Source organism: Pseudomonas sp. H1_F01, from assembly GCF_054681425.1.
Genome location: NZ_CP162823.1, coordinates 3910006 through 3930793, shown reverse-complemented (window position 1 = coordinate 3930793; position 20788 = coordinate 3910006). Strand labels below are relative to the sequence as shown.

Here is a 20788-nt window from a genome sequence, read left to right as displayed (position 1 = left end):
TTCCACCATTCCATTTTATGAAACGGTGGATTGCAGTTTGTGCGTATTCCTGCGCCGTCGCTTTGGGCAGAAGATGAGTCCAGCCATTTGCACAGCCGTGCAAACGATGGCGGAGAATCCCTAACCGTAGCGCACTGGCGCAGGCGTTCATGCTGCGAGCGCGAGGAGTAGCTGATGGACGAAGCCTTGCAAGCAAAAACCTCGCCCTGGCACGAAGGAGAGCTGGCCTTGCAGCGCTCCGTCGGGGCAGTCGACATGATGGCCGGTGTCGGGCAACGGCAACTGGCGCGCACGTGGATGCCGGACCAGCATCGGGAGTTCTACGCCCAACTGCCTTTCGTGGTGCTGGGGGCGGTGGATCGGCAAGGCGATGTCTGGGCGACCTTGCGCGCCGGGCAACCAGGCTTCATGAACTCGCCCGATCCGCAGACCCTGCACATCGACCTCGAGCCTGAGCCGAACGACCCGGCCCAGGAGGGCATGGGCGAGGGCGATGCCATCGGGATGCTGGGGATCGAGTTGCACACCCGCCGGCGCAACCGCATGAACGGTGTCGTGCGTCGTCAGCTCGACCCTGGGCTCGAGATTTCAGTGAGCCAGGCGTATGGCAACTGCCCTCGCTACATCAACCTGCGCCAGTACCACTTTGTCGACGCGCAGGCCGTTGCGCCGCGTCAACTGACCGTGTCCGACCCACTGGTGCGGCGCCTGGTGACGGCGGCCGATTCGTTCTATATCGCCACCTACGTGGTGCGCGACGGCGAGCGGCAGGTCGATGCTTCCCACCGTGGCGGCAAGCCGGGGTTTGTGCGCATGGACGAAGACGGATCGCTGACCATTCCGGACTTTTCCGGCAACCTGTTTTTCAACACGCTGGGCAACATCCTGCTCAATCCGCGGGCCGGGCTGGTGTTCGTCGATTTCCAGACGGGCGATCTGCTGCAAATGAGCGGCTCGGCGCAAGTCCTGCTGGACGACCCCGAGATCAGCGCGTTCCAGGGCGCCGAGCGGCTGTTGCGCTTTACCCCGCAACGCATCGTGTATCGCCCGGCGGCCATTGCCCTGCGCTGGAAGGACCAGGACGAAGGCGACTCGCCCAATTCAATGATGACCGGCAGCTGGGAGCAGGCCGCCGAGCGCTTGCAGGCCGAGGCGCTGCGTAGCCGCTGGCGTGCATTGCAGGTCGCGCGGGTGGTGGATGAAAGCCACAACATTCGCTCGTTCTACTTGCAGGCAAGCGATGGCTTGGGTTTGCCCCGGTTTGAAGCCGGGCAACATTTGCCGGTGCGGATCTTGCTGGAAGGACAGAACGCGCCATCGATCCGGACCTATAGCGTATCCAGTGCGCCGTCGGATGATTTTTTGCGCATCAGCGTCAAGCGCGATGGTTCGGTGTCGTCTCACCTGCATGATCAGGTGCAGGCGCTGCACGAGCTTGAGGCGCGGGCGCCCCAGGGCCATTTCACCGTCCAGGCCACCGAGCGACGTCCGTTGGTCTTGCTGGCAGCGGGCGTGGGCATCACACCGTTGTTGTCGATGTTGCGCGAGGTGGTTTACCAGGGCCAACGCATCAGCCGCATGCGCCCGGTCTGGCTGGTGCAAAGCGCCCGCTCGGTGGCCGACCTGGCTTTCCGTGACGAGATCGACGAACTGGCCGCCCGTGCCGGCGACAAGCTGCAGGTGCTGCGCATGGTCAGCCAACCACCCACTGATGGAGGAGGCGCTGAAGGTTATGACCTGACCGGCAGGATCGATGTGGAACTGCTCAAGAAGCTGCTGCCGCTCAACGACTACGACTTCTATTTGTGCGGGCCGGGCAGCTTTACCCAGGCGCTGTACGACGGGCTGCGCAAACTGCGCATCCCTGACGATCGCATCCACGCGGAGACCTTTGGGCCCTCAACGCTCGTGCGGGATCTCGAAGTGAGCATGCCGGCGCCAGAGCAAGTGCCGGCTGCGAGTGAAGCGGTGAAGGTCTTGTTCGCCAGTTCCGGCAAGGAGGCACGTTGGGAGCCGGGCAGCGGGACGTTGCTGGAGCTGGCCGAAGCGCGCGGCCTTAATCCGGAATTCAGTTGCCGCGGCGGTTCCTGCGGCACCTGCAAAACTCGCTTGAGCCGCGGCCAGGTGCATTACCTGAGCCAGCCGGCCGAACCGGTTGGTGAAGGTGAGGTGCTGATCTGTTGCGCGGTGCCGGCCCAGGGGAGCGAGCCGTTGGTGCTCGAGGTCTAGGCTGACCGCCTGACTGTTTCACCGGATGAAATGCTGGATTGTAGAAGCTGGTTATTCCGCTGTCCGGGGCAGGAGCAGAGGATAGCGCCATCGACGCGATCACCGCTTCGAGCCCAAAACAACATGGAGTACGTCATGTCTGAGAAAGCGATCAAACTTTATCGCCACCCGCTGTCGGGGCACGCCCATCGTGTCGAGCTGATGCTCTCGCTGCTTGGCTTGCCAACCGAGTTGATATTCGTGGACTTGATGAAAGGTGAGCACAAGACTCCGGAGTTTCTCGCCATCAACAGTTTTGGCCAGGTGCCGGTGATCGACGACAACGGCACCGTCCTGGCCGACTCGAACGCGATCCTGGTCTACCTCGCGGCCAAGTATGGCAAGGGGCAATGGCTGCCCAGCGATCCGCTTGCCCAGGCGCGGGTGCAGCGCTGGCTGTCGGTGGCGGCGGGCCAGATCAACCAGGGGCCGGCCAACGCCCGGTTGATCACCGTGTTCGGCGCCGGCTATGACGCCGAAGACGCCATCAAGCGTTCCCATGCCCTGTTGAAGGTGATGGAGACGGAGTTGGAGCAGAGCCGGTTCCTGGCCGGTGAGCAACCGACCATCGCGGACGTGGCCGCGTACACTTACGTGTCCCATGCGCCGGAAGGCAACGTCGCGCTGACCGACTACCCGAACGTCCGGGCCTGGCTGGGCAGCATCGAAGCCTTGCCGAATTTCGTCGGCATGCAACGCACCGCCAAGGGCTTGCAGCAAGCCTGATTCACACCGCAGGTGCTTGCCGGGGGGCATCTTCCGGCAAGTACATTCAAGCCACGTGCCCTCAAGGCTGGATCGCCCATGGATCGCTTTCAGGAAATGCAGGTTTTCATGGCGGTTGCCGAGGAGGAAGGGTTCGCCGCTGCCGCCCGTCGACTGCGTATATCACCGCCAAGCGTGACGCGCGCAATTGCGGCGATGGAGGAGCGGATTGGCACCCAGCTGTTGTCGCGCACCACCCGCAATGTGTACCTGACTGAAGCGGGGCAGCGCTACCTGGAGGATTGTCGACGGATCCTGAGTGAGCTCGATGAAGCCGAGGAGGCCGCTGCCGGCAGCTATTCGATCCCCTGCGGGTATCTGACGGTCACCGCCCCGGTGCTGTTTGGCGAGCTGTACATCGCGCCTTTGCTGACGGATTACCTGGATCAATTTCCCTCGGTACACCTCAACGCCTTGTTGGTCGACCGCGTGGTGAACATCGCTGACGAAGGCATCGACGTGGCGATCCGCATCGGCCATTTGCAGGAAAACAATCAGCACGTCATCAAGGTAGGTGAAGTGCGCCAGGTGATTTGTGGCGCCCCGGCCTATTTCCAGCGACACGGACGGCCAACCCATCCTGGCGAGTTGAGCAAGGCCAATATCGTGATGTCTTCGGCCAGTCATTTGCTGAGCCACTGGCAGTTCATGGACGAAGCCAATTCGCTGAGCCTGCGCTTTGATCCACGCCTGGTGGTGACCGCTAATCAGGCGGCAATCAACATCGCCTGCCAGGGTTGGGGCGTGACCCGGGTCTTGTCCTATCAAGTGGCCCGGCAGGTCGCCGACGGCGAGCTTGAGGTAGTGCTCAAGGCGTTCGAGCCACCAGCGTTGCCGATTCACGTGGTGTATCAGAAGAGCAATCGAGTGCCGGCCAAGGTGCGCACGTTCGTGGACTTCCTCGCTGATCGGTTGGGGGACGACGTCACGCTCAAGCCTGTCGTAAAAGGCATCGCCTGATGGCTCGCCACCATGAAATGCTGATGTTCCATGCGCTGTCGCAGTGCCCCAGTCTCGCCTCGGCAGCCCAGCGCCTCAACGTTTCCGGACCGACCGTGATGCGTGCCATCGCTCGGCTGGAGGCGCGACTGGGTGTGCAGTTACTGTCACGCAGCACGCGCGGGGTCGTGCTGACTGAAGCCGGGGTCGGCTTCATGGCTGACTGTTCACGGATCCTCAATGCGATTGACGAGGCCGAGGCGTCGGCCAAGGGCTGGCATGTCCAGGCCCAAGGCAACCTGACGATCCTGTTGCCCTTGCTGTTCAGCCGCTATGTCATGGCCCCGGTGCTGGCCGGCTACATGGATCAGTACCCCGAGATCAGGGTATTTGCCCACTACCACGATCGTTTTCCGAACATGCATGAGGAAGGGCTGGATGTGGCGGTGTTGGTGGGGAATCTGCCCAACTGCTCATTGATCGCACGACCGGTCGGCAGCGTTCGTTCGCTCGTCTGCGCCAGTCCTGGCTACCTGGCGATTCATGGTGAGCCGGTTGTGCCGCAGGATCTGCACAATCATCGATTGATCGCCACGCAGGCCAACCAGGATTGGGTCCAGTGGCCTTTCCAGCAGCAGGCCAGCGGCCTCAAGGCACGCACGCGGCTCAGTTGCGCCACGCTGCAGGCGGCCATCGACGCGGCGGCTCATGGGGCTGGGTTGATGCGCTGCTTGAACTATCCGCTGTACGACTATCTGAACAGCGGACGCTTGCGCCGGGTCCTGCAACCCTATGAACCGCCCTCGATACCGGTTCATGTGGTCTACCGCGAAAGACGCAAGGCGCCGATGCGCGTGCGCAGTTTCGTGGACTACATCGTCGAGCACCTGCGCGAGCACCCGGCGCTGCGAGCGGATGTTTCTTGAATATCAGCTCGCGCGTGGACCCAGGATCCCGCGGCGCACACGGCCTGGCGCCTCACCGAAGACTTCCTTGAATTTCTTGCTGAACGCGGCCTGGGATTGGTAGCCGACCTGTACGGCAATATCGCTCAGCCCCAAGTGTGAGTGACTGAGCAGGCTGAAGGCCAACTCCATGCGGACTTGCGTCAACAGCACCCACGGCGAGACACCGGCCACCTTGACAAATGCACGCATGAAGTTGGCCCGGGACATGCTCGCGATGTCCGCCAGGCCTTGGATGGTCCACTCGTGCGCAGGGTCCGCCAGCATTGCCTGCCAGGCCCGGCCCAGACGCTTGTCGCCGAGCAGGGCCAGCGAGCCGCTGTCCTGTCCCTGGCTGGCCAGATGCGCACGCAGAATCAGGGTGAACAGCGCCTGTGACAGGGCATCGAGCAAGAAGCGCGCGCCGACCTTATTCCCATCTGCTTCTGCGCGCATGACCTCCACCAGCGCCGGCAACGGCCCATTGGCCGGTAATGCGCCGCTGGGAATCACCAGGTATTCGGGCAAGGCGCCGAACAGCAACGAAGCCCGGTTGAAGTGAAAGCCTCCGCAAAGCATGTCCAGCTCCGCGCTGGCGCCGCCAATGCGATGAATCGGCAAGGTGCCCCCGGTCAGGATTCGGGGGGAGGTCGGCGTTACCGTTTTGCCAGGGCTGTGCATGACGTGAGGGGCACCGCGCGGCAACAGCAGGATGTCACCGGCACGCATGGGCAAGCGCTGCCCATCGGCAAACTCGACGCGGCATTCGCCGGCCAGCACGATGTGATAGGGCGCTGTGCCCAGGGCTTGCTGCCCGTGATCCATGGCCCAGTCGCCCTGGAACTGACAGCGCAGGTCCAGGCTGCCGCGCACGTTGGCCAGGCTGATGAGTTTATCGATCGCATTCATTTGAGCATTTCGCCAAAAAAACTGAGCGCATTGAGCAAACCCGAGTGGCGCCAGGGTGAAAAACTGAGGGCGTCAAAACAGTACACCCAACCCACTCAGGAGTTAATGCCATGTTCAATAACTGGTCCGAATTGTTGCCCACCATTCAGAAGGCCTTTGGCGCACTGGGCCGCAGCAACCCGAAAATGGTCAAGGCCTATATGGCGCTAGGGGAAGCCGCCAGCGAAAACAATGTGCTCGATGCCAAGACCCGCGAGCTGATCTCGATCGCCATCGCCGTCACTACCCGCTGCGACGGTTGCATCGCCGCCCACACGGACGCGGCGATCAAGGCCGGCGCGAGTCGCGAGGAGGTCGCCGCGGCCCTGGCAACTGCTATTTCGTTGAATGCGGGGGCGGCCTATATCTACTCGCTGCGGTCGCTTGAGGCGTATGACATGCTGAAAGCGCCGGTGTGATTTATATGGGGGCATATCCGTTGCTGCGGTAAGGGCGGAACCATAAGCCGCCGTTACCGCAACAACGGATATACACACCAAAAAAACACCCCTCTCGGAACGAAATATCAAAACCTCGGTAAGCCTTTTTTGTTCAGTCAGCTGCGATTGTTTCAGATTACGCAATCAAGTCATGTAATTCCTGGACATTCTCTAAAAACCGTCCGCCAGTGAAACTGATCCCAGAAGCGATTGACCGTTTCGGGTCGTCGCAGCGTTCTCCATCCATCGGGAGATTCCCATGATCGACACGACTTGCACCGGCAACCCTCGGCCCGATACCTCCGTTGCGACTTACCAGGAGCACGAAAGCGGATTCCTGTTGCCCCAATTGATGGGCGCCTTGGCAAGCGAGTCCGCAGGTTTCGTCTCGAACGACCTGTGTCAGCAACGCGCGCACGGCACTTTGCTGGCGAAGGCTGGCGCCTTGGTGATGCGGGTGCTGAAGCTAACGCCGATCGGCTAACGCAGAACCCGTGGCGAGGGCGCAAACAATGAAGCGTCGCTTCGTGCGCACTTGAACATGGGGATGAAAGAGGTCGCTACTTTTCCGTTCAACGGGTTTGAGTTCGCTGTTTATTCGTACATTGGCTAGGCAGAAAACGAAAGCGGGCCATGCATTACGATCGACTAAGTCGACACCGAATCATGGCAGCAGACGCAAAGCTTGTTGCCATCGAGATCTCGAAAGTAGGCGCCGTAATAATCAGGGTGGTAGTGGGGTCTCAAGCCGGGTTCTCCCTCACACGTCCCGCCCAGTGCCAGCGCTGTCGCGTAGCTGTTCCTCACCGCTTCCCGGCTGGGGGCAAGCAGAGCTACCATTTGTCCGTTGCCGGGTTGGTGCACCTTGCCGTCAAAGGGTTTTCCAATCACGAAGATCGGGCGCGGTGAATGCTCGGCAATCCAGCCCGCCCAGCCTTTGTGGGCGTCGCTAAATTTCAATGTCAGGCCCAGCCCGGCCATGACCTTTGAATAGAACCCGAAGGCGCGATCAAAATCGGCGATACCTAGAAAAACATGCGAGATCATGATGACTACCGTTTTGCCGTGGGCGCGAGGGTTGTTTGAAATTCCAGCCTACGCTGCCACAGGAATCATCGCGCTGCCAAGTCCGGGCGGTTAGCGCTCCGGCTCAGACGCTCGGCGCCTGGCCTGCCGGGCTTCGGTGCCGACGACCAGCCAGATGCCAATCCCGGAGACCGCCATGCCCGAGACCATTTGCCATGAAAGCGGCTCGTTGAACATGGCCCACGCCCAGAGCATCGTAATGGGCGGGCTGAGGTACAGGACGCTGGCGACCCGGGTGGCGGTTGCGCGGCGCAGGCACAGCCAGTAGAGCCCATAGCCGCCCATCGTCGACAGGCCCGCGGTCCACAATACGCTCAGTGCAAAGCCTGTGCTGGGTATCGGGGCGAGGCTGCCATGGGCGGCTTCGACCAGGGCGAAGGCCAGTCCCGAAACGCAGCATTGCAGCCACAGGTTAGGCAACAGACCCAGCGATTGCGCGGGGGGGAGATATTTCTGCCACAAGGTCGCGACAGCGAGCGAGAGCATGCCAAGCAGCGGCAGGCCATAGGCCCACCAAGGCGCGTTGCCCCACGCCAGCGCGCCTTGGGTCACCAGCATGACGCCGAGCAGGCCGATGAGCAGCCCGGCCCAGATCTGCCAGGCCAGTCGTTGCCGCAGTACACCCGCAGCCAACAGCGCCAGGCCCATCGGCAGCAGGTCGGCGACAAGCGCGGCCAGGCCCGCCGGCACACCCAGGGCAATGCCTTGGGTGATACCGGCCAGGTAGCCCGCCATCGCCAGAAGGCCGATACCGGCATTTTTCAACAACACGACGGGCGAGGTTCGGCGCAGCGCTCTGGCGACGAAGGGCAACAGGACGAGCGTGACCACGACGCAACGCCAGAACACCACCAGCAATGCTGGCGCGTAATCAATGGAAAAACGCGCGCCGACGAAGCCGGAGCTCCACGTCAGCAGCAACGCCGCCTCGAGCAACGGCAACGGAATCAGCCAGTGCCAGTCGGGCTTGGGCAGGGAAGGGCAGTCCATCGATTTGGTCGGGTTCATGACCACAGGCTACGAAACCCGCGTAATCTAATAAATCAAAATGTAGTGCATCAGTTCTTCACGAAGATTGAATCATGACGGCCATACTCGATATCGACTTGATACGTACCTTTCATGCGGTGGCACGGATCGGCAAATTCAGTGCGGCGGCAGAACAGCTGCACAAAAGCCCGGCGGCGGTCAGTGTGCATATTCAGCGTCTGGAAGCGGTCGCTGGCGGGCGTTTGCTCAACAGGGACAATCAATCCGTATCCCTCACCGCCTTGGGCAAGCGTCTGCTCGTGGCGACGACGGAGCTGCTGAGCACCCATGATCGGGTGCTGGCCGATCTGCACGGAACCCGGCTGGCGGGACGCATTACGCTGGGGGTGCCGGATGAATACGCCGAACATGTCATTCGCGACATCCTCCCGACCTTCGCCGCCGGGTGGCCCAACGTGGTGCTGGAACTCAAGACCGCGCCCAGCTACGCGCTACGTGACCTGGTCCAGCGTGGCAAGCTCCAGGCAGCGGTCGTTGCGCAGCCGAAGGGGCAGGTCAGTGCTGGCGGGCAAGTGCTGGTTTCCACCACGCCGGTCTGGGTCGGTCCGGTCCACACAACAGTGGCCTCGATGGAGCCGCTGCCGCTGGCGGTGCATGCGGCGCAATGCCCTTATCGGCAAGCGATGATGGAGGCCCTCAGGCAAAGCGGCCGCAGGACCCGAGTCGTCCTGGAAAGCCCCTCCAACCAGGCCGTCAAGGCGTGTGTGGAGGCAGGGTTGGCGGTCAGCCTGATAGACCGCGCGCGGGTGACGGACGCCATGCAGATCCTCGAAGGCCTGCCGGTTATTCAGGAGCATGAGGTGGTGTTCATGCGAGCGCAGGCGTCACACGGCGATGAGGCCGTGGACCTGCTTTCCCGTGCCATGCAACAGTCTTTCCGGCTGTAGAGCCGGTCCAGGGACTGCTGCGCAGCCCCAAGACCAAACCCGCCAAACGATCAAGCCGACAGCGGCGGCGTCCGCGGCGGGATCAGGCGTTTGGAGCCAATCGATTCAAACGCCGAAGCCAGTCGCAACAGCGTCGAATCGTCATAGGCGCGGCCAGCGAACGTCAGCCCGACGGGCATGCCGATGTCCGCCATGACGCCCATCGGCACCGTGACAGTCGGCACGCCCAGATGGCGGATGGCGAGGTTGCCATTGGCGACCCAGACGCCGTTGCTCCAGGCGATATCGGCAGACGCCGGGTTGATGTCCGCATCCGCCGGCCCGACGTCGGCGACGGTCGGGAAGATCACCGCGTCCAGGCCCAGCCGCGCCATCCAGTCTTCCAGATCGATTCGACGTGTCTCTTCAAGCCCCCGCAGGCCGTCAGGCAGGGTCGGGATCTGGTCCCACGGCGTGATGCCGCGCTGGGCCATCTTCACGTACTCATCCATGCCGGCGGCCAGATCGTCCTCCCGGTTGGGCAGGGTGCCCGGGTCGTGGGGGAAGATCTTCGGTCCGTCGACGTCGGCCAGGCGATTCAACTTCGGATCGCCGTTGGCCCGCAGGAAATCATCGAATGCCCAGGCCGACAGGTCCCACAACTCATGGTGCAGGAACTCCTTGGAAACCAGGCCGCGGGTGAAGACCGTCGGTGCGCCAGGACGATCGCCCTCGCAGTTGGATACCAGGGGGAAATCCACCTCGACCACTTCGGCGCCACAGGCCTCAAGCGCCTTGCGCGCTTGCTCCCAGAGCTCGATCACCGAGGCGCGGGTGATGATTCGTTGCCCCGTCGGGCCGCCGATGCCGGGGGCCTGGGCCGTGCCCGCTTCAGGGTCGGCGTTGATGTACATCCGAGGAACGCCGAACCGAACGCCTGCCAGCGCACTTGGGTGGCTGGCAAGGCTCGGATACGAGGCCGGGCGAACCGAGTCGACGCTCGGAATCGGCACCCAGGGTTGCAGGCGCCACAGGTCGCCACGGGTGTCCAGGTCCTCGGCGACCACCACGTCCAGCACTTCGAGCAAGTCGGCCATGGTCCTGGCGTAGGGCACGACGACGTCCATGGTCGGCGTCAACGGCCAGTTGCCACGCACCGAGATCACGCCGCGCGACGGCGTATACGCGCACAAGCCGTTGTTCGACGCCGGACCGCGTCCGCTCGACCAGGTTTCTTCGGCAAGGCCGAACGCCGCGAAACTGGCGGCAGTTGCCGTGCCCGCACCGTTCGAGGAGCCCGAGGCAAAGGGCGCGGTGAGGTAGTCGCCGTTGTACGGGCTTTCGGCACGGCCATACACCCCGCGCTGCATGCCGCCGTTGGCCATGGGCGGCATGTTGGTCTTGCCCAGGCAGATGGCGCCGGCGGCGCGAAGCCGCTCGATGGTGAACGCATCGCGATAAGCAACCAGGTCCTTGAACGCCGGGCTGCCGGAAGCGGCAGTGAGCCCCTTGACCAGGTAACTGTCCTTGGCCGTATAGGGAATGCCGTCGAGCGGCCCCAGGGTCTGGCCGCTGGCCCGACGGGCATCGGAGGCCTGGGCCTCTTTCAATGCATCGGGGTTGCGCACCACCACCGCGTTGAGGGCTGTGGGCGTATCGGGGCCGTCGTAGGCATCGATCCTGGCAAGGTAGGCCTGGACAAGCGCCACCGCCGTTGTCTGGCCCGACTCCAGCGCAGCGCGCAATTGGGCAATGGAGGCTTCGGTGATTTCGATCATGCTGTTAGCGCCGCGGCAGAGGGATGGCGGGGTGTTCGGGTCCATTGAAGTTGCTCCTGAGACTTCAGGTCATCTCAAAGTGGATATTTATCGGACTTGCGCACTGTACTACGGAATAGCGATCAGGGGCAGTTCAGGTTTGACCGAACTGCCTCTCTAACGAGCCAAAATTTTCCACCTTCAGACTTCGTTAAGAAACGACCTCGATACTTTCCCCCAATAGCCCGAGGGAGAACGTTGACCCATGCCCGATTTCGACTGGAACATCCACCTGCCGCTGGCCTTTGGCGATGCCGGCCCGCCGGTTCGCCACTTGCACCGGGCTTTGCCGGGACAACCTCGGCGAGATGAGTTCGAAGCGTTCATCCAGCAGCGTTTCCGCCAGGTCCACGGTGCCGATATTCGTCACTTCATGCCGGAGCTGTTCGGGCTCGACGATGTCCACGGCACGCTCTGCGCTGCCGCTGGCGTGCGCCGCGCCGCACAGGGGCCGCTGTTCCTCGAACGTTATCTGGACAGCCCCATCGAGCCCTTGATCAGTGCCGCCGCTGACCGTCCGGTGGACCGCGCCGGCATCGTCGAGGTTGGCAATCTGGCCGCCAGCGACACGGGCAGCGCCCGGCTGAGCATCATCGCGATCACTTATCTGTTGGCCATGGGCGGTCTGGAGTGGGTTGCGTTCACTGGCAACATCGGCCTGGTCAACAGCTTCCATCGCCTGGGTCTCAAGCCTGTGACGCTGTGCCCGGCCGACCCTCAGCGCCTCGGCGAGGACCGCCATCTCTGGGGCCGCTACTACGAAAGCCAGCCGTGGGTTCATGTCGGAAACATCCGCGCCGGTTTCATTCATCTGCGCAATACCGGCCTGTTCAATCGTCTGGGGCTGCCGACGGACCTCGGAGAAACCAGCCATGTCGCCTGAAATGGAACGCTTCAAGCGCACCCTGCGTGGTCATGCCGAGCGCAGGGGCCACGCCGTGGCGCTGTGGGGCGACGGCTCGCAGCTCGACTACGCGACGCTTTATTCCGAAGTGGTATACCGCCAGCAACGCCTGCGCGATGAACACATCAGCGTGGTCGCCCTGGCCCTGGACAATGGCATCGAAGCGATGCTCTGGGACCTTGCCGCACTGTTCGAAGGGCTCACCTGCGTCATCCTGCCCGGGTTTTTCAGCCAGGCTCAACGTCGGCACTGCCTGGAACAGAGCCAGGCCGAGCGAGTGATTGCCGAGCCTGCGTTCGAGGCGGAGCTGCAAGCCGCTGGCTACCAGCACAGTGGCGAGTTCTGGCGGCGGCACTTCGACGGGCCGAGCCGTCTGCCGGTGGGCACCGCCAAGCTGACGTTCACCTCCGGTACCACCGGCACGCCCAAAGGCGTCTGCCTGAGCGCCGACAGCCTGTTGCGGGTGGCCCGTGAACTGGAGCAGGCCAGCCAACCGGTCGAGGCCAGGCATCACCTGGCGTTACTGCCCCTGGCGATTCTGCTGGAAAACCTTGGTTGCTACGCGGCGTTGTATGCCGGTGCCATGCTGAGCCTGCCCAGCCAGAAGACCCTCGGCATCCAGGGGGCCAGTGGGGTCGACCCGACGCGTCTGCTGGGATGCCTGGCCGAGCGTCGGGCGCAGAGCCTGATCCTGGTTCCGCAGTTGCTGTTGATGTTGGTCACGGCTGCCGAACAGAAGATGTTCAACCCGCACATCGTGCGATTCGCTGCCGTCGGCGGGGCACGGGTGTCCCACGATTTGTTGCAGCGGGCCCAGCGTGTTGGCCTGCCGGTGTTTGAAGGCTATGGGCTGTCGGAATGCGCCTCGGTGGTCTGCCTCAATCGGCCACAGGCCCACCGTGCCGGCAGTGTCGGCCAGCCGCTGCCCCATGTGGAGATCCGCTTGGCCGATGACGGCGAAGTCCTGATCAAGGGCTCGACGCTGCTCGGTTACCTGGGTGAGCCACCGCACACCAGCGAATGGTGGCCCAGTGGCGACCTGGGCGAGTTCGACGAAGAGGGTTTTCTTTACCTGCGCGGGCGCAAGAAGCACCAGTTCGTGACCAGTTTCGGGCGCAACGTGAACCCCGAATGGGTTGAAGCCGAACTCACCCAGGGCGGTGACATTGCCCAGGCCTTTGTCTATGGCGAAGCCATGCCGCACAACCATGCACTGCTCTGGCCCGCCCGGGCCGACTGCACGGATCAAACGCTGGAGCTGGCCGTGGCCAAGGCCAACGACACGCTGCCCGATTACGCGCGGGTCCATCACTGGACGCGCCTGGACCAACCCTTCAGCGCTGCCAACGGCATGCTCACCGCTAATGGCCGGCCACGCCGGGAGGCCATCGTCGAGCATTACCGCGCGCAGCTCACTTCATCTGTCTTGTCCGAGGAATCCCCATCATGAGTTTTTTTGACACGTTGCAAGAAGCCACCCAGCAAGAACGCCAGACCCTGTTCAATCTGCCGATCATTCGTGACGCCCTCAACGGCCAGGTCAGCCTGGCCAGTTACCGGGGCTTCCTGATCCAGGCGTATTACCACGTGCGCCATACCGTACCGTTGATGATGGCGTGCGGGGCGCGGCTGCCGACGCACCTGGAATGGCTGCGCAAGGCCGTGTGCGAATACATCGACGAAGAGTACGGCCACGAGCAATGGGTGCTGGATGACATTGCCGTGTGCGGTGGCGATAAGGAAGCGGTGCGCAACGGCCAGCCCTCGTTGCCCATCGAGCTGATGGTCAGTTACCTCTACGACTTGATCGCCCGAGGCAACCCGGTAGGCCTGTTCGGCATGGTCAATGTGCTGGAGGGCACCAGTATCGCCCTGGCGACCCATGCCGCCGACAGCATCCGCGAGCGCCTGGAATTGCCGCCCACGGCGTTCAGCTACCTCAGTTCCCATGGATCGCTCGACATCGAGCATATGCAGACCTATCGCGGCCTGATGAACCGCCTGGACGATCCGGCGGACCAGGCTGCGGTGATCCATGCCTCCAAGGTTGTGTACCGGTTGTACACCGACATGTTCCGCGGCCTGCCGCGCGACGGGGAGCATGAACATGCGCTTGTGTGATGCGCGTGTCGTGCTGACCGGTGCCAGCGGCGGAATTGGCCAGGCCATCGCCGCCGCCCTGTGTGCCAGTGGCGCGCGGGTCCTGGCCGTGGCCAGGCATCGCGAAGCCTTGCAGCCGTTGCTGGAGCAGTATCCGCAGCACTTGAGCTGGGTCGAAGCCGACCTGACCTTCCTCGCTGACCGGCGCAAAGTGCTGGTCGCCGCCGAAGCCCAGGGCGGCATCAACCTGCTGATCAATGCGGCCGGCGTGAACCACTTCGCCATGCTCGAGCAACTCGACGACAGCGAGATCAACGCCATGCTGGCGCTGAACATCAGCGCGCCGATCTGCCTGACCAAACTGCTCTTGCCGCTGCTCAAGCAAGCTGACAGTGCGATGGTGGTCAACGTCGGCTCGACCTATGGATCAATCGGTTACCCGGGATACGCCAGCTACTGCGCCAGCAAGTTTGCCTTGCGCGGTTTTTCCGAAGCCTTGCGCCGGGAGTTGGCCGATACCCGTGTCGGGGTGCTCTACGTAGCGCCCCGGGCCACCCGTACCTCGATGAACAGTCCGGCGGCCGATGCGCTCAACCAAGCCCTCAAGGCCAACGTCGACGACCCGCAAACCGTGGCGGCGGCGGTGATCCACGCGATTATCGGCGACCGACGCGAGCTGTATCTGGGCTGGCCCGAACGCTTTTTCGTCGGCCTCAACAGCCTGCTGCCCAACCTGGTGGACCGTGGCCTGCGCAAGCAGTTGCCACTGGTGCGCCGTCTCAGTCACAAACCCGAAAACGAGCACCTCAAGCCATGAAAAAAATCTTCGCTTGCCTGTTGATCGGCACCCTGAGCCAAAGCGTCTGGGCGTTGGAGGCGGCCGACCAGCAACGTCTCGGCGACATCCAGCAGAGTTGGGCCCATATTCAATATGAAGTGCCTGAAGGCCAACGCGCCGATGCGTTCGAAAAACTCGCAGTCCAGGCATCGGCGTTCAAGCAGGAGCGCCAATCGGTGGCCGAAGCGTGGATCTGGTCTGGCATCGTCAACAGCAGTTGGGCCGGTGCCAAGGGTGGGATCGGCGCGCTGGGCAAGGTCAAGGATGCCAAGGGCGACCTGGAAAAAGCCCTGACCCTGGACCCCAAGGCCCTGCAAGGCTCGGCCTACACCAGCCTCGGCGCACTCTACGACCGGGTGCCGGGCTGGCCCCTGGGTTTCGGCGATTCGGACAAGGCCGAGCAATTGCTCCAGCAGGCTTTGCAACTCAACCCGAACGGCATCGACAGCCTGTACTTTTGGGGCGATCACCTCTACCGTCAGAAGCGCTATAGCGAAGCCAAGGCAGCGCTGCAAAAAGCCTTGCAGGCAGCACCGCGGCCAGGTCGAGAAACGGCCGATGCCGGGCGCCGCAAGGAGATCGACGCTTTACTGGTGGATGTGAACAAGAAACTGAACTGACAGGAGCGGATGTGCGTTTATTACTGATCGAGGATGACGTGGCCTTGGGGGAGGGCATCCATCAGGCCCTGAGTCGCGAAGGTTATACCGTCGACTGGGTGCAGGACGGCAGCAGCGCCTTGCATTCGTTGCTCAGTGAAACCTTCGACCTGGCGGTGCTCGACCTGGGCCTGCCACGCATGGACGGCCTGCAAGTGTTGCGGCGCTTGCGTGACAGTGGTTCCAACCTGCCGGTGCTGATCCTCACCGCCCGCGATGCCACCGAGGATCGCATCGCCGGGTTGGACGCCGGGGCCGATGATTATCTGGTCAAGCCCTTCGATCTGGCGGAACTCAAGGCCCGGCTACGGGCCTTGTTGCGCCGCAGCGCCGGCCGCGCCCAGGCGTTGATCGAACATGCCGGTATCAGCCTGAACCCCGGTACCCAGCAAGTCAGTTACCAGGGCAAGCCGGTGGCGCTGACACCCAAGGAATATCAGCTGCTCCATGAGCTGCTCTCGCCGCCGGGCCGAGTCATGACCCGCGATCATCTGATGCAGCTGCTCTACGGCTGGAGCGAGGAGGCCGAGAGCAACACGCTGGAAGTGCACATCCATCACCTGCGCAAGAAATTCTCCACCGACCTGATCCGCACCATCCGCGGTGTCGGTTACCTGGTGGAGGAGCGTCGATGAGTTCGATCCGGCGTCGTACCCTCACGTTGATCCTCGGCCTGCTGTTCCTTGGCCTGTTGATCATCACCGTATTCAACCTGCATGACAGCAACCACGAAATCGCCGAGGTCTACGATGCCCAGTTGGCGCAGAATGCCCGGCTGTTGCAGGGCGTGATGCGCATGCCGATGGCGAGCAAGGAACACGCCGAGCTGTATCAGGCGTTCAATTCGGCGCTGGGGCAGGCGGTTCCCAGGGTCGATGGCCATCCCTATGAAAGCAAGATTGCTTTTCAAGTCTGGAACTCACAAGGTTCGGTGCTGGTTCATACCTCCAGCGCACCCTCGTTCACCTCACCGCCGGGCGCGCCCGGTTTCAGTGAGGTCGTGGACCAGAAGAACCGTAAGTGGCGGGCGTTCGTCCTGGACGATGCGCAATACGGCTTGAAGATCTGGGTGGGCGAGCGCGACGACGTGCGTGCCGACCTGGTCGATCGCATTGTTCGTCACACTGTCGTGCCCAACCTGATCGGCAGCGTGGTGCTTGCCGCAGTGATCTGGCTGGCCATCGGCTGGGGGCTCAAACCCCTGGTCGATATGGCGGCGAAGTTGCGCGCCAGGCATCCCGGCTCACTGGAACCCCTGCAAATGATGCCGCTCCCTACGGAGCTTGAGCCCATGCAGGCGGCGCTCAACCGCGTCTTGGCGCAGATCCAGGAGGTGATGGGCCGTGAGCGGCGTTTCATTGCCGACGCCGCCCATGAAATGCGTACGCCCCTGGCCGTGCTGCGGGTGCATGCACAGAACCTGATGGAGGCGGGAAGCGAGCAAAGCCGGCGCGAGTCCCTGGAGCACCTGATCGCTGGCGTCGATCGCACTACGCGCCTGGTCAATCAACTGCTGACCATGGCGCGGCTCGAACCGCAGGCAGGTGTTCCGACGCCTGCGGTCATCGACCTGCCCGCCACGGTTCGTGCGAGCCTGGTTCAACTGACGCCCTGGTTGTTGAGCAAGGGACTCGAGCCGGTGCTGGACGTCAGCGATGACATCGGCCCGGTTCGAATCGACCCCGTGGCCATCGACATCGCCTTGAACAACCTGGTGACCAACGCGGCCAATTTTTCGCCGGCCAACGGCACGATCACCGTACGCCTGGCCAGGAAGGGCGATCACTACGAGCTGTCAGTCGAAGACCAGGGGCCGGGTATCGACGAGACCGAGCGTGAGCGGCTCTTCGAGCGGTTCTACAGCCGCGGCAATGACCAGGGGGCTGGGCTGGGCCTGACGATCGTGCGCACCATCGCGGATCGTCTGGGAGGGCGCATTCGCTTGGAAAATCGCACCGAGGGTGGGCTGTGCGCGACCTTGGAAATAGGGCGCTTCTAAGCGGTTTCTCGACGCCATGACAGGTGGCCAGCCCCTGGTGGTGGGCTCAAGCCGGCGTATCGGCCGTGGATTGTTCGGCGAGAAAGGCGACTATCTCGTCGACCGTGCTGCGTGCCGTGCGTGTAACGCCGATCAGGGTGGCGGAAGCCGACCCCGTCCACTCGCCGTAGCCGACCAGCCACAGCCTGGGCTCTTGTATCGAGCGGGTGCCCTCGACTTCCACACGGCCGTCGTTGTTGAGCACTCCCAGCGTATCAAGGTGCTGCAGGGCGGGCCTGAACCCGGTGCACCAGATCACCACGTCCACTGCTGATTCGCGGCCGTCGGCCCAGATCACGCCGTTGCGGGTAAAACGCTCGAAAGGCCTGACAGACTGAAGGACGTTGCGTTCACGAGCCTCGACCACCGGCGGCACCATGACGATGTCACCCAACCCTCCCACGGGTTGGTCGATGACGCGACCTTCCTGTTGGGCCTTCCAGCGTTCGGTGGCGCGCTCGAACAACACGCGCCCATCCACTTCGTCGGGAAGGAACAGTGGCTCGACGGGAGTGACCCAAGTAGTCTCGGCGATTTTCGACACCTCGGCCAGAATCTGCGCCCCTGAATTGCCGCCGCCCACCACCAGGACTCTCTTGCCAGCGAAAGGGGACGCCTCGACATAGTCCGCCGAATGCAGTTGCTGGCCGGCGAACAAGGCCGCATCAGGGTAGCGAGGGATGTAGGGGTTGCTCCAGGTACCCGTTGCGCTGACCACGACCCGTGCGTCCCATTGCCTGTCCCGGGAATGGACGCGCAAACCCGTTTCCGTGGGTTCCACACGGGTGACCTGTACCGGCCGTACCACGGGAAATCGATAGCGCTGTTCATACTGCTTGAGGTAGTCGATCACGTGGTTTCGTGACGGATAGCCATTTTGTGTGGGGGGCATCATCCAGCCGGGGATCGAACTCCAGGTCGCCGGGGAAAAGAGTCGTAGCGAGTTCCAGCCATGCCGCCAGGCACCACCGGGTTCTTCCTGGGCGTCGAGGATGACGAACGACAGAGGCGTACGCCGCAGGAAATAGGCCACCGCCAAGGCCGCTTGGCCGCCACCGATGATGACTACGTCAAATGTATCGGGCTGTGAGCGGGGCATGACGGCGAATCCTTTGGTTGAGCAAGCCTGTTGCAGGACTCCAAGGGTGACTGGCAAGGTTCAATGGCCGTTCCAAAAGAACGGCCATTGCGCCTCTCAGCTATGTTTGCAGGTCTTGATGCCCAACAACGAATAGATCGGGCAGAAGCGCATGAAACCGGTGGCCAACGGCACGAGGCCGATCCAACCCCACGCGCCGATCAAGCCCGTCAGGCTGAGGATGATGAGGACAAGCCCCACAGCGATACGTGCGCCCCGGTCAATGGTTCCAATGTTGGCTTTCATGACAATCTCCCGATCAATGGACGCGCCGGGTTTCCAGCGCGGAGAACAACAACATGCCCGCCAACATGGCCAGCATGAACACAAAGGCTTGCCAGTGTCCGGTCAGCAGGATGGCCACGGCAGGGCCAGGGCAGATGCCGGCGATGCCCCAGCCGATACCAAACACCAGGCTGCCACCGATCAGGCGTGGGTCCAGTTCTCGCTTGACCGGCAACTGCATGGGGCTGCCCAGCAGCGACTGAGTCTGTTGGCGCGCCCAGGCCAGGGGGGCGATGGCGGTGCCAATCGCTCCGATCATCACCAGCGCCAGGGACGGGTCCCAGGTGCCGGCCAGATCTAGAAATCCCAACACCTTTTTCGGGTTGGCCATGCCTGCCAGGAGCAGCCCGAAGCCAAAGAGCAGGCCAGCGATGAATGCCGTCAGTTTGCGCATGTTCAAACCCCTATCACGTGACGCAGGACAAATACCGTGGCGAAACCGCTGAGCATGAAACACGCGGTGGCGACCATCGAGCGCGGTGAAAGGCGCGATAGGCCACACACGCCATGGCCACTGGTGCAGCCCGAACCGTAACGAGTGCCGACCCCCACTAACAGGCCGGCGACGGTGAGGCCGAGCCAGCCGTTCTGGAACTCGATCGGCGGCAAGGTGGCAAACACGCCCCATAACAGCGGCGCGACAAGCAGGCCCAGGAGAAACAGGGCCTTCTCGCCCAGCCCTTCGCTGCCACGTTGCAAGAGGCTGCCGATCAGCCCGCTGATGCCGGCGATCCGGCCGTTGGCGACCACGAACAGGCTGGCCGCCAAGCCAATCAACATGCCGCCGGCCAGGGATGCCCACGGCGTAAAGTTGAGCCAGTCAATATTCATCAGCGTTCTCCGCTACACATCGTTGATATTCCATCTGGTTTCAACCCAGGACCTTTACCAGCAGGGCGACCGCTACCAGCGTCGACACCAGGGCAAAGCCTCTTTGCAGATAGGGTTCCGGCAACCTCGCGGCGACCAGGCGCCCGCCGAGCATGCCGACGATGGCCCCCATGGAAAAGGGTAGCGCTATGGGCCATTGCAGGTGGCCCATCGCCGAACTCGCCAGCACCCCTGACATGGAAACCAAAGCGATGACGGTCAGCGACGTGGCGAGCACCGACTGCGTGGTCAAATTGGTGTACCGCTGGAGCGCCGGAACCATGACGAAACCACCGCCCACGCCGAGCAGTCCGGAAAGCACCCCAGCGACCATGCCCGAAGCCGTGAGCGCCCACGCGCAAGGGCCGGTCCAGTTCAGCTTGCCGCGATTTTCGTCCAGGACACAGGGCGGCGGTTTGCGTGTTTCGGATGCCTTTGCTCTGACATGAGAGGGCAATGATTTTTGCAATGCCCGGAACGCCACGTACATCAGCAACAAGGCAAACAGGATCGTCAGCGGACGGTTGGGCGTGCGCTGCGCCAACCAAAGGCCCAGCGGCGAACAGATGACCCCCGCACTGGCCGTCACCAGTGCAGCCTTGTAGCGCACGATGCCATTGCGCAGGCCCATCACGGCGCCCAGGGTGGCGGCCAGGCCCACCGCCAGCAATCCAATGGGCCCGGCTTCGGCCATGCTCAAGCCCACGCCAAAAACCAGGAACGGGACGGCGAGTATGCCGCCGCCGGCACCGGTCAGCGCCAGGATCACGCCCACCGTAAAACCCAGTACCAGGACGGTAATCATCTCGGTCTCCTGGAGGTGAAGGTTGATT

General features: G+C 62.9%; 23 protein-coding genes. 14 read left to right on the top strand and 9 right to left on the bottom strand.

Annotated features, from left to right (window positions below; genetic code table 11):
• Positions 1-174: 174 nt before the first annotated feature.
• From AB4O09_RS17885 to AB4O09_RS17870, 4 genes are all read left to right on the top strand, one after another.
• Positions 175-2229 carry a 2Fe-2S iron-sulfur cluster-binding protein gene (locus AB4O09_RS17885; protein ID WP_038856975.1) on the top strand — a complete coding sequence of 685 codons (2055 nt, stop codon included), beginning with the start codon at positions 175-177 and terminating at the stop codon, positions 2227-2229.
• A gap of 135 nt (positions 2230-2364) precedes the next feature.
• Positions 2365-2994: a glutathione S-transferase family protein gene (locus AB4O09_RS17880; RefSeq protein WP_003201089.1), complete on the top strand. Its 630-nt coding sequence runs from the start codon at positions 2365-2367 to the stop codon at positions 2992-2994.
• A gap of 78 nt (positions 2995-3072) precedes the next feature.
• Positions 3073-3993: a LysR family transcriptional regulator gene (locus AB4O09_RS17875; protein WP_003201095.1), complete on the top strand. Its 921-nt coding sequence runs from the start codon at positions 3073-3075 to the stop codon at positions 3991-3993.
• The gene (locus AB4O09_RS17870) at positions 3993-4898 is read left to right on the top strand and encodes a LysR family transcriptional regulator (protein ID WP_003201098.1); all 906 of its coding nucleotides are present in this window, start codon (positions 3993-3995) and stop codon (positions 4896-4898) included. The genes AB4O09_RS17875 and AB4O09_RS17870 overlap by 1 nt, the downstream gene beginning before the upstream one ends.
• 3 nt (positions 4899-4901) lie before the next feature.
• Here AB4O09_RS17870 and AB4O09_RS17865 read toward each other — a convergent pair whose 3' ends face one another.
• The gene (locus AB4O09_RS17865) at positions 4902-5825 is read right to left on the bottom strand and encodes an AraC family transcriptional regulator (protein WP_013693143.1); all 924 of its coding nucleotides are present in this window, start codon (positions 5823-5825) and stop codon (positions 4902-4904) included.
• A 110-nt stretch (positions 5826-5935) separates the two neighbouring features.
• On the opposite strand from AB4O09_RS17865, the gene AB4O09_RS17860 reads away from it, so the two are divergent.
• A complete protein-coding gene (locus tag AB4O09_RS17860) occupies positions 5936-6283 on the top strand; it encodes a carboxymuconolactone decarboxylase family protein (protein WP_003201101.1) in 348 nt (115 codons plus the stop codon).
• Positions 6284-6563: 280 nt separating this feature from the next.
• Complete coding sequence (locus AB4O09_RS17855; protein WP_123350860.1) at positions 6564-6788, top strand: hypothetical protein; 225 nt, start codon at positions 6564-6566, stop codon at positions 6786-6788.
• A gap of 164 nt (positions 6789-6952) precedes the next feature.
• Here the strand turns inward: AB4O09_RS17855 and AB4O09_RS17850 are convergent, their stop codons facing one another.
• Positions 6953-7351 (bottom strand): VOC family protein, encoded by a 399-nt coding sequence (locus AB4O09_RS17850; protein WP_003201106.1) that lies wholly within the window; start codon positions 7349-7351, stop codon positions 6953-6955.
• Between the two features lie 90 nt (positions 7352-7441).
• Positions 7442-8398, bottom strand: a complete 957-nt coding sequence (locus tag AB4O09_RS17845) for a DMT family transporter (protein ID WP_003201108.1) — start codon at positions 8396-8398, stop codon at positions 7442-7444.
• A 74-nt stretch (positions 8399-8472) separates the two neighbouring features.
• Between AB4O09_RS17845 and AB4O09_RS17840 the strand changes: the two genes are divergently transcribed.
• Positions 8473-9327, top strand: a complete 855-nt coding sequence (locus AB4O09_RS17840; protein ID WP_460107278.1) for a LysR family transcriptional regulator — start codon at positions 8473-8475, stop codon at positions 9325-9327.
• 50 nt (positions 9328-9377) lie between these two features.
• Here the strand turns inward: AB4O09_RS17840 and AB4O09_RS17835 are convergent, their stop codons facing one another.
• Positions 9378-11084, bottom strand: coding sequence for an amidase (locus AB4O09_RS17835; RefSeq protein ID WP_460108423.1), 1707 nt, complete (start codon positions 11082-11084; stop codon positions 9378-9380).
• Between the two features lie 244 nt (positions 11085-11328).
• On the opposite strand from AB4O09_RS17835, the gene AB4O09_RS17830 reads away from it, so the two are divergent.
• The 7 genes from AB4O09_RS17830 to AB4O09_RS17800 are packed head-to-tail and all read left to right on the top strand — an operon-like array spanning position 11329 to position 17623.
• Positions 11329-12006, top strand: a complete 678-nt coding sequence (locus tag AB4O09_RS17830) for a thermostable hemolysin (RefSeq protein WP_003201114.1) — start codon at positions 11329-11331, stop codon at positions 12004-12006.
• Positions 11996-13477 (top strand): AMP-binding protein, encoded by a 1482-nt coding sequence (locus AB4O09_RS17825; RefSeq protein ID WP_363806663.1) that lies wholly within the window; start codon positions 11996-11998, stop codon positions 13475-13477. Before AB4O09_RS17830 ends, AB4O09_RS17825 begins: the two co-directional genes overlap by 11 nt.
• Entirely contained in the window at positions 13474-14148 is a 675-nt protein-coding gene (locus AB4O09_RS17820) for a TenA family transcriptional regulator (RefSeq protein WP_003201118.1), read from the top strand. The genes AB4O09_RS17825 and AB4O09_RS17820 overlap by 4 nt, the downstream gene beginning before the upstream one ends.
• Entirely contained in the window at positions 14135-14944 is an 810-nt protein-coding gene (locus tag AB4O09_RS17815; RefSeq protein WP_053162455.1) for an SDR family oxidoreductase, read from the top strand. Before AB4O09_RS17820 ends, AB4O09_RS17815 begins: the two co-directional genes overlap by 14 nt.
• Entirely contained in the window at positions 14941-15585 is a 645-nt protein-coding gene (locus AB4O09_RS17810; RefSeq protein WP_003201121.1) for a tetratricopeptide repeat protein, read from the top strand. The genes AB4O09_RS17815 and AB4O09_RS17810 overlap by 4 nt, the downstream gene beginning before the upstream one ends.
• Before the next feature lie 11 nt (positions 15586-15596).
• Positions 15597-16259, top strand: a complete 663-nt coding sequence (locus tag AB4O09_RS17805) for a response regulator (RefSeq protein WP_003201124.1) — start codon at positions 15597-15599, stop codon at positions 16257-16259.
• Positions 16256-17623: a sensor histidine kinase gene (locus AB4O09_RS17800; protein WP_003201126.1), complete on the top strand. Its 1368-nt coding sequence runs from the start codon at positions 16256-16258 to the stop codon at positions 17621-17623. Before AB4O09_RS17805 ends, AB4O09_RS17800 begins: the two co-directional genes overlap by 4 nt.
• A 46-nt stretch (positions 17624-17669) precedes the next feature.
• Here the strand turns inward: AB4O09_RS17800 and AB4O09_RS17795 are convergent, their stop codons facing one another.
• From AB4O09_RS17795 to AB4O09_RS17775, 5 genes are all read right to left on the bottom strand, one after another.
• Positions 17670-18761, bottom strand: coding sequence for an ArsO family NAD(P)H-dependent flavin-containing monooxygenase (locus tag AB4O09_RS17795; protein ID WP_013693149.1), 1092 nt, complete (start codon positions 18759-18761; stop codon positions 17670-17672).
• Between the two features lie 96 nt (positions 18762-18857).
• Positions 18858-19046, bottom strand: a complete 189-nt coding sequence (locus AB4O09_RS17790; RefSeq protein WP_013693150.1) for a YgaP family membrane protein — start codon at positions 19044-19046, stop codon at positions 18858-18860.
• Between the two features lie 13 nt (positions 19047-19059).
• On the bottom strand, positions 19060-19479 hold the full coding sequence (locus AB4O09_RS17785; RefSeq protein WP_003201132.1) for a DUF6691 family protein: 420 nt from the start codon (positions 19477-19479) through the stop codon (positions 19060-19062).
• Positions 19480-19481: 2 nt separating this feature from the next.
• Complete coding sequence (locus AB4O09_RS17780; protein ID WP_003201134.1) at positions 19482-19916, bottom strand: YeeE/YedE family protein; 435 nt, start codon at positions 19914-19916, stop codon at positions 19482-19484.
• 40 nt (positions 19917-19956) lie between these two features.
• Complete coding sequence (locus AB4O09_RS17775; protein WP_013693151.1) at positions 19957-20760, bottom strand: sulfite exporter TauE/SafE family protein; 804 nt, start codon at positions 20758-20760, stop codon at positions 19957-19959.
• Positions 20761-20788 lie beyond the last annotated feature (28 nt).

Bases quoted from the DNA above. Each gene is read 5' to 3' on its own strand.
- AB4O09_RS17825 (WP_363806663.1), top strand. From the start codon at position 11,996: ATGTCGCCTGAAATGGAACGCTTCAAGCGCACCCTGCGTGGTCATGCC.
- AB4O09_RS17845 (WP_003201108.1), bottom strand. From the start codon at position 8,398: ATGAACCCGACCAAATCGATGGACTGCCCTTCCCTGCCCAAGCCCGAC.
- AB4O09_RS17820 (WP_003201118.1), top strand. From the start codon at position 13,474: ATGAGTTTTTTTGACACGTTGCAAGAAGCCACCCAGCAAGAACGCCAG.
- AB4O09_RS17855 (WP_123350860.1), top strand. From the start codon at position 6,564: ATGATCGACACGACTTGCACCGGCAACCCTCGGCCCGATACCTCCGTT.
- AB4O09_RS17885 (WP_038856975.1), top strand. From the start codon at position 175: ATGGACGAAGCCTTGCAAGCAAAAACCTCGCCCTGGCACGAAGGAGAG.
- AB4O09_RS17795 (WP_013693149.1), bottom strand. From the start codon at position 18,761: ATGCCCCGCTCACAGCCCGATACATTTGACGTAGTCATCATCGGTGGC.
- AB4O09_RS17835 (WP_460108423.1), bottom strand. From the start codon at position 11,084: ATGATCGAAATCACCGAAGCCTCCATTGCCCAATTGCGCGCTGCGCTG.
- AB4O09_RS17775 (WP_013693151.1), bottom strand. From the start codon at position 20,760: ATGATTACCGTCCTGGTACTGGGTTTTACGGTGGGCGTGATCCTGGCG.
- AB4O09_RS17815 (WP_053162455.1), top strand. From the start codon at position 14,135: ATGCGCTTGTGTGATGCGCGTGTCGTGCTGACCGGTGCCAGCGGCGGA.
- AB4O09_RS17860 (WP_003201101.1), top strand. From the start codon at position 5,936: ATGTTCAATAACTGGTCCGAATTGTTGCCCACCATTCAGAAGGCCTTT.
- AB4O09_RS17850 (WP_003201106.1), bottom strand. From the start codon at position 7,351: ATGATCTCGCATGTTTTTCTAGGTATCGCCGATTTTGATCGCGCCTTC.
- AB4O09_RS17785 (WP_003201132.1), bottom strand. From the start codon at position 19,479: ATGCGCAAACTGACGGCATTCATCGCTGGCCTGCTCTTTGGCTTCGGG.
- AB4O09_RS17870 (WP_003201098.1), top strand. From the start codon at position 3,993: ATGGCTCGCCACCATGAAATGCTGATGTTCCATGCGCTGTCGCAGTGC.
- AB4O09_RS17880 (WP_003201089.1), top strand. From the start codon at position 2,365: ATGTCTGAGAAAGCGATCAAACTTTATCGCCACCCGCTGTCGGGGCAC.
- AB4O09_RS17800 (WP_003201126.1), top strand. From the start codon at position 16,256: ATGAGTTCGATCCGGCGTCGTACCCTCACGTTGATCCTCGGCCTGCTG.
- AB4O09_RS17810 (WP_003201121.1), top strand. From the start codon at position 14,941: ATGAAAAAAATCTTCGCTTGCCTGTTGATCGGCACCCTGAGCCAAAGC.
- AB4O09_RS17840 (WP_460107278.1), top strand. From the start codon at position 8,473: ATGACGGCCATACTCGATATCGACTTGATACGTACCTTTCATGCGGTG.
- AB4O09_RS17780 (WP_003201134.1), bottom strand. From the start codon at position 19,916: ATGAATATTGACTGGCTCAACTTTACGCCGTGGGCATCCCTGGCCGGC.
- AB4O09_RS17875 (WP_003201095.1), top strand. From the start codon at position 3,073: ATGGATCGCTTTCAGGAAATGCAGGTTTTCATGGCGGTTGCCGAGGAG.
- AB4O09_RS17790 (WP_013693150.1), bottom strand. From the start codon at position 19,046: ATGAAAGCCAACATTGGAACCATTGACCGGGGCGCACGTATCGCTGTG.
- AB4O09_RS17830 (WP_003201114.1), top strand. From the start codon at position 11,329: ATGCCCGATTTCGACTGGAACATCCACCTGCCGCTGGCCTTTGGCGAT.
- AB4O09_RS17865 (WP_013693143.1), bottom strand. From the start codon at position 5,825: ATGAATGCGATCGATAAACTCATCAGCCTGGCCAACGTGCGCGGCAGC.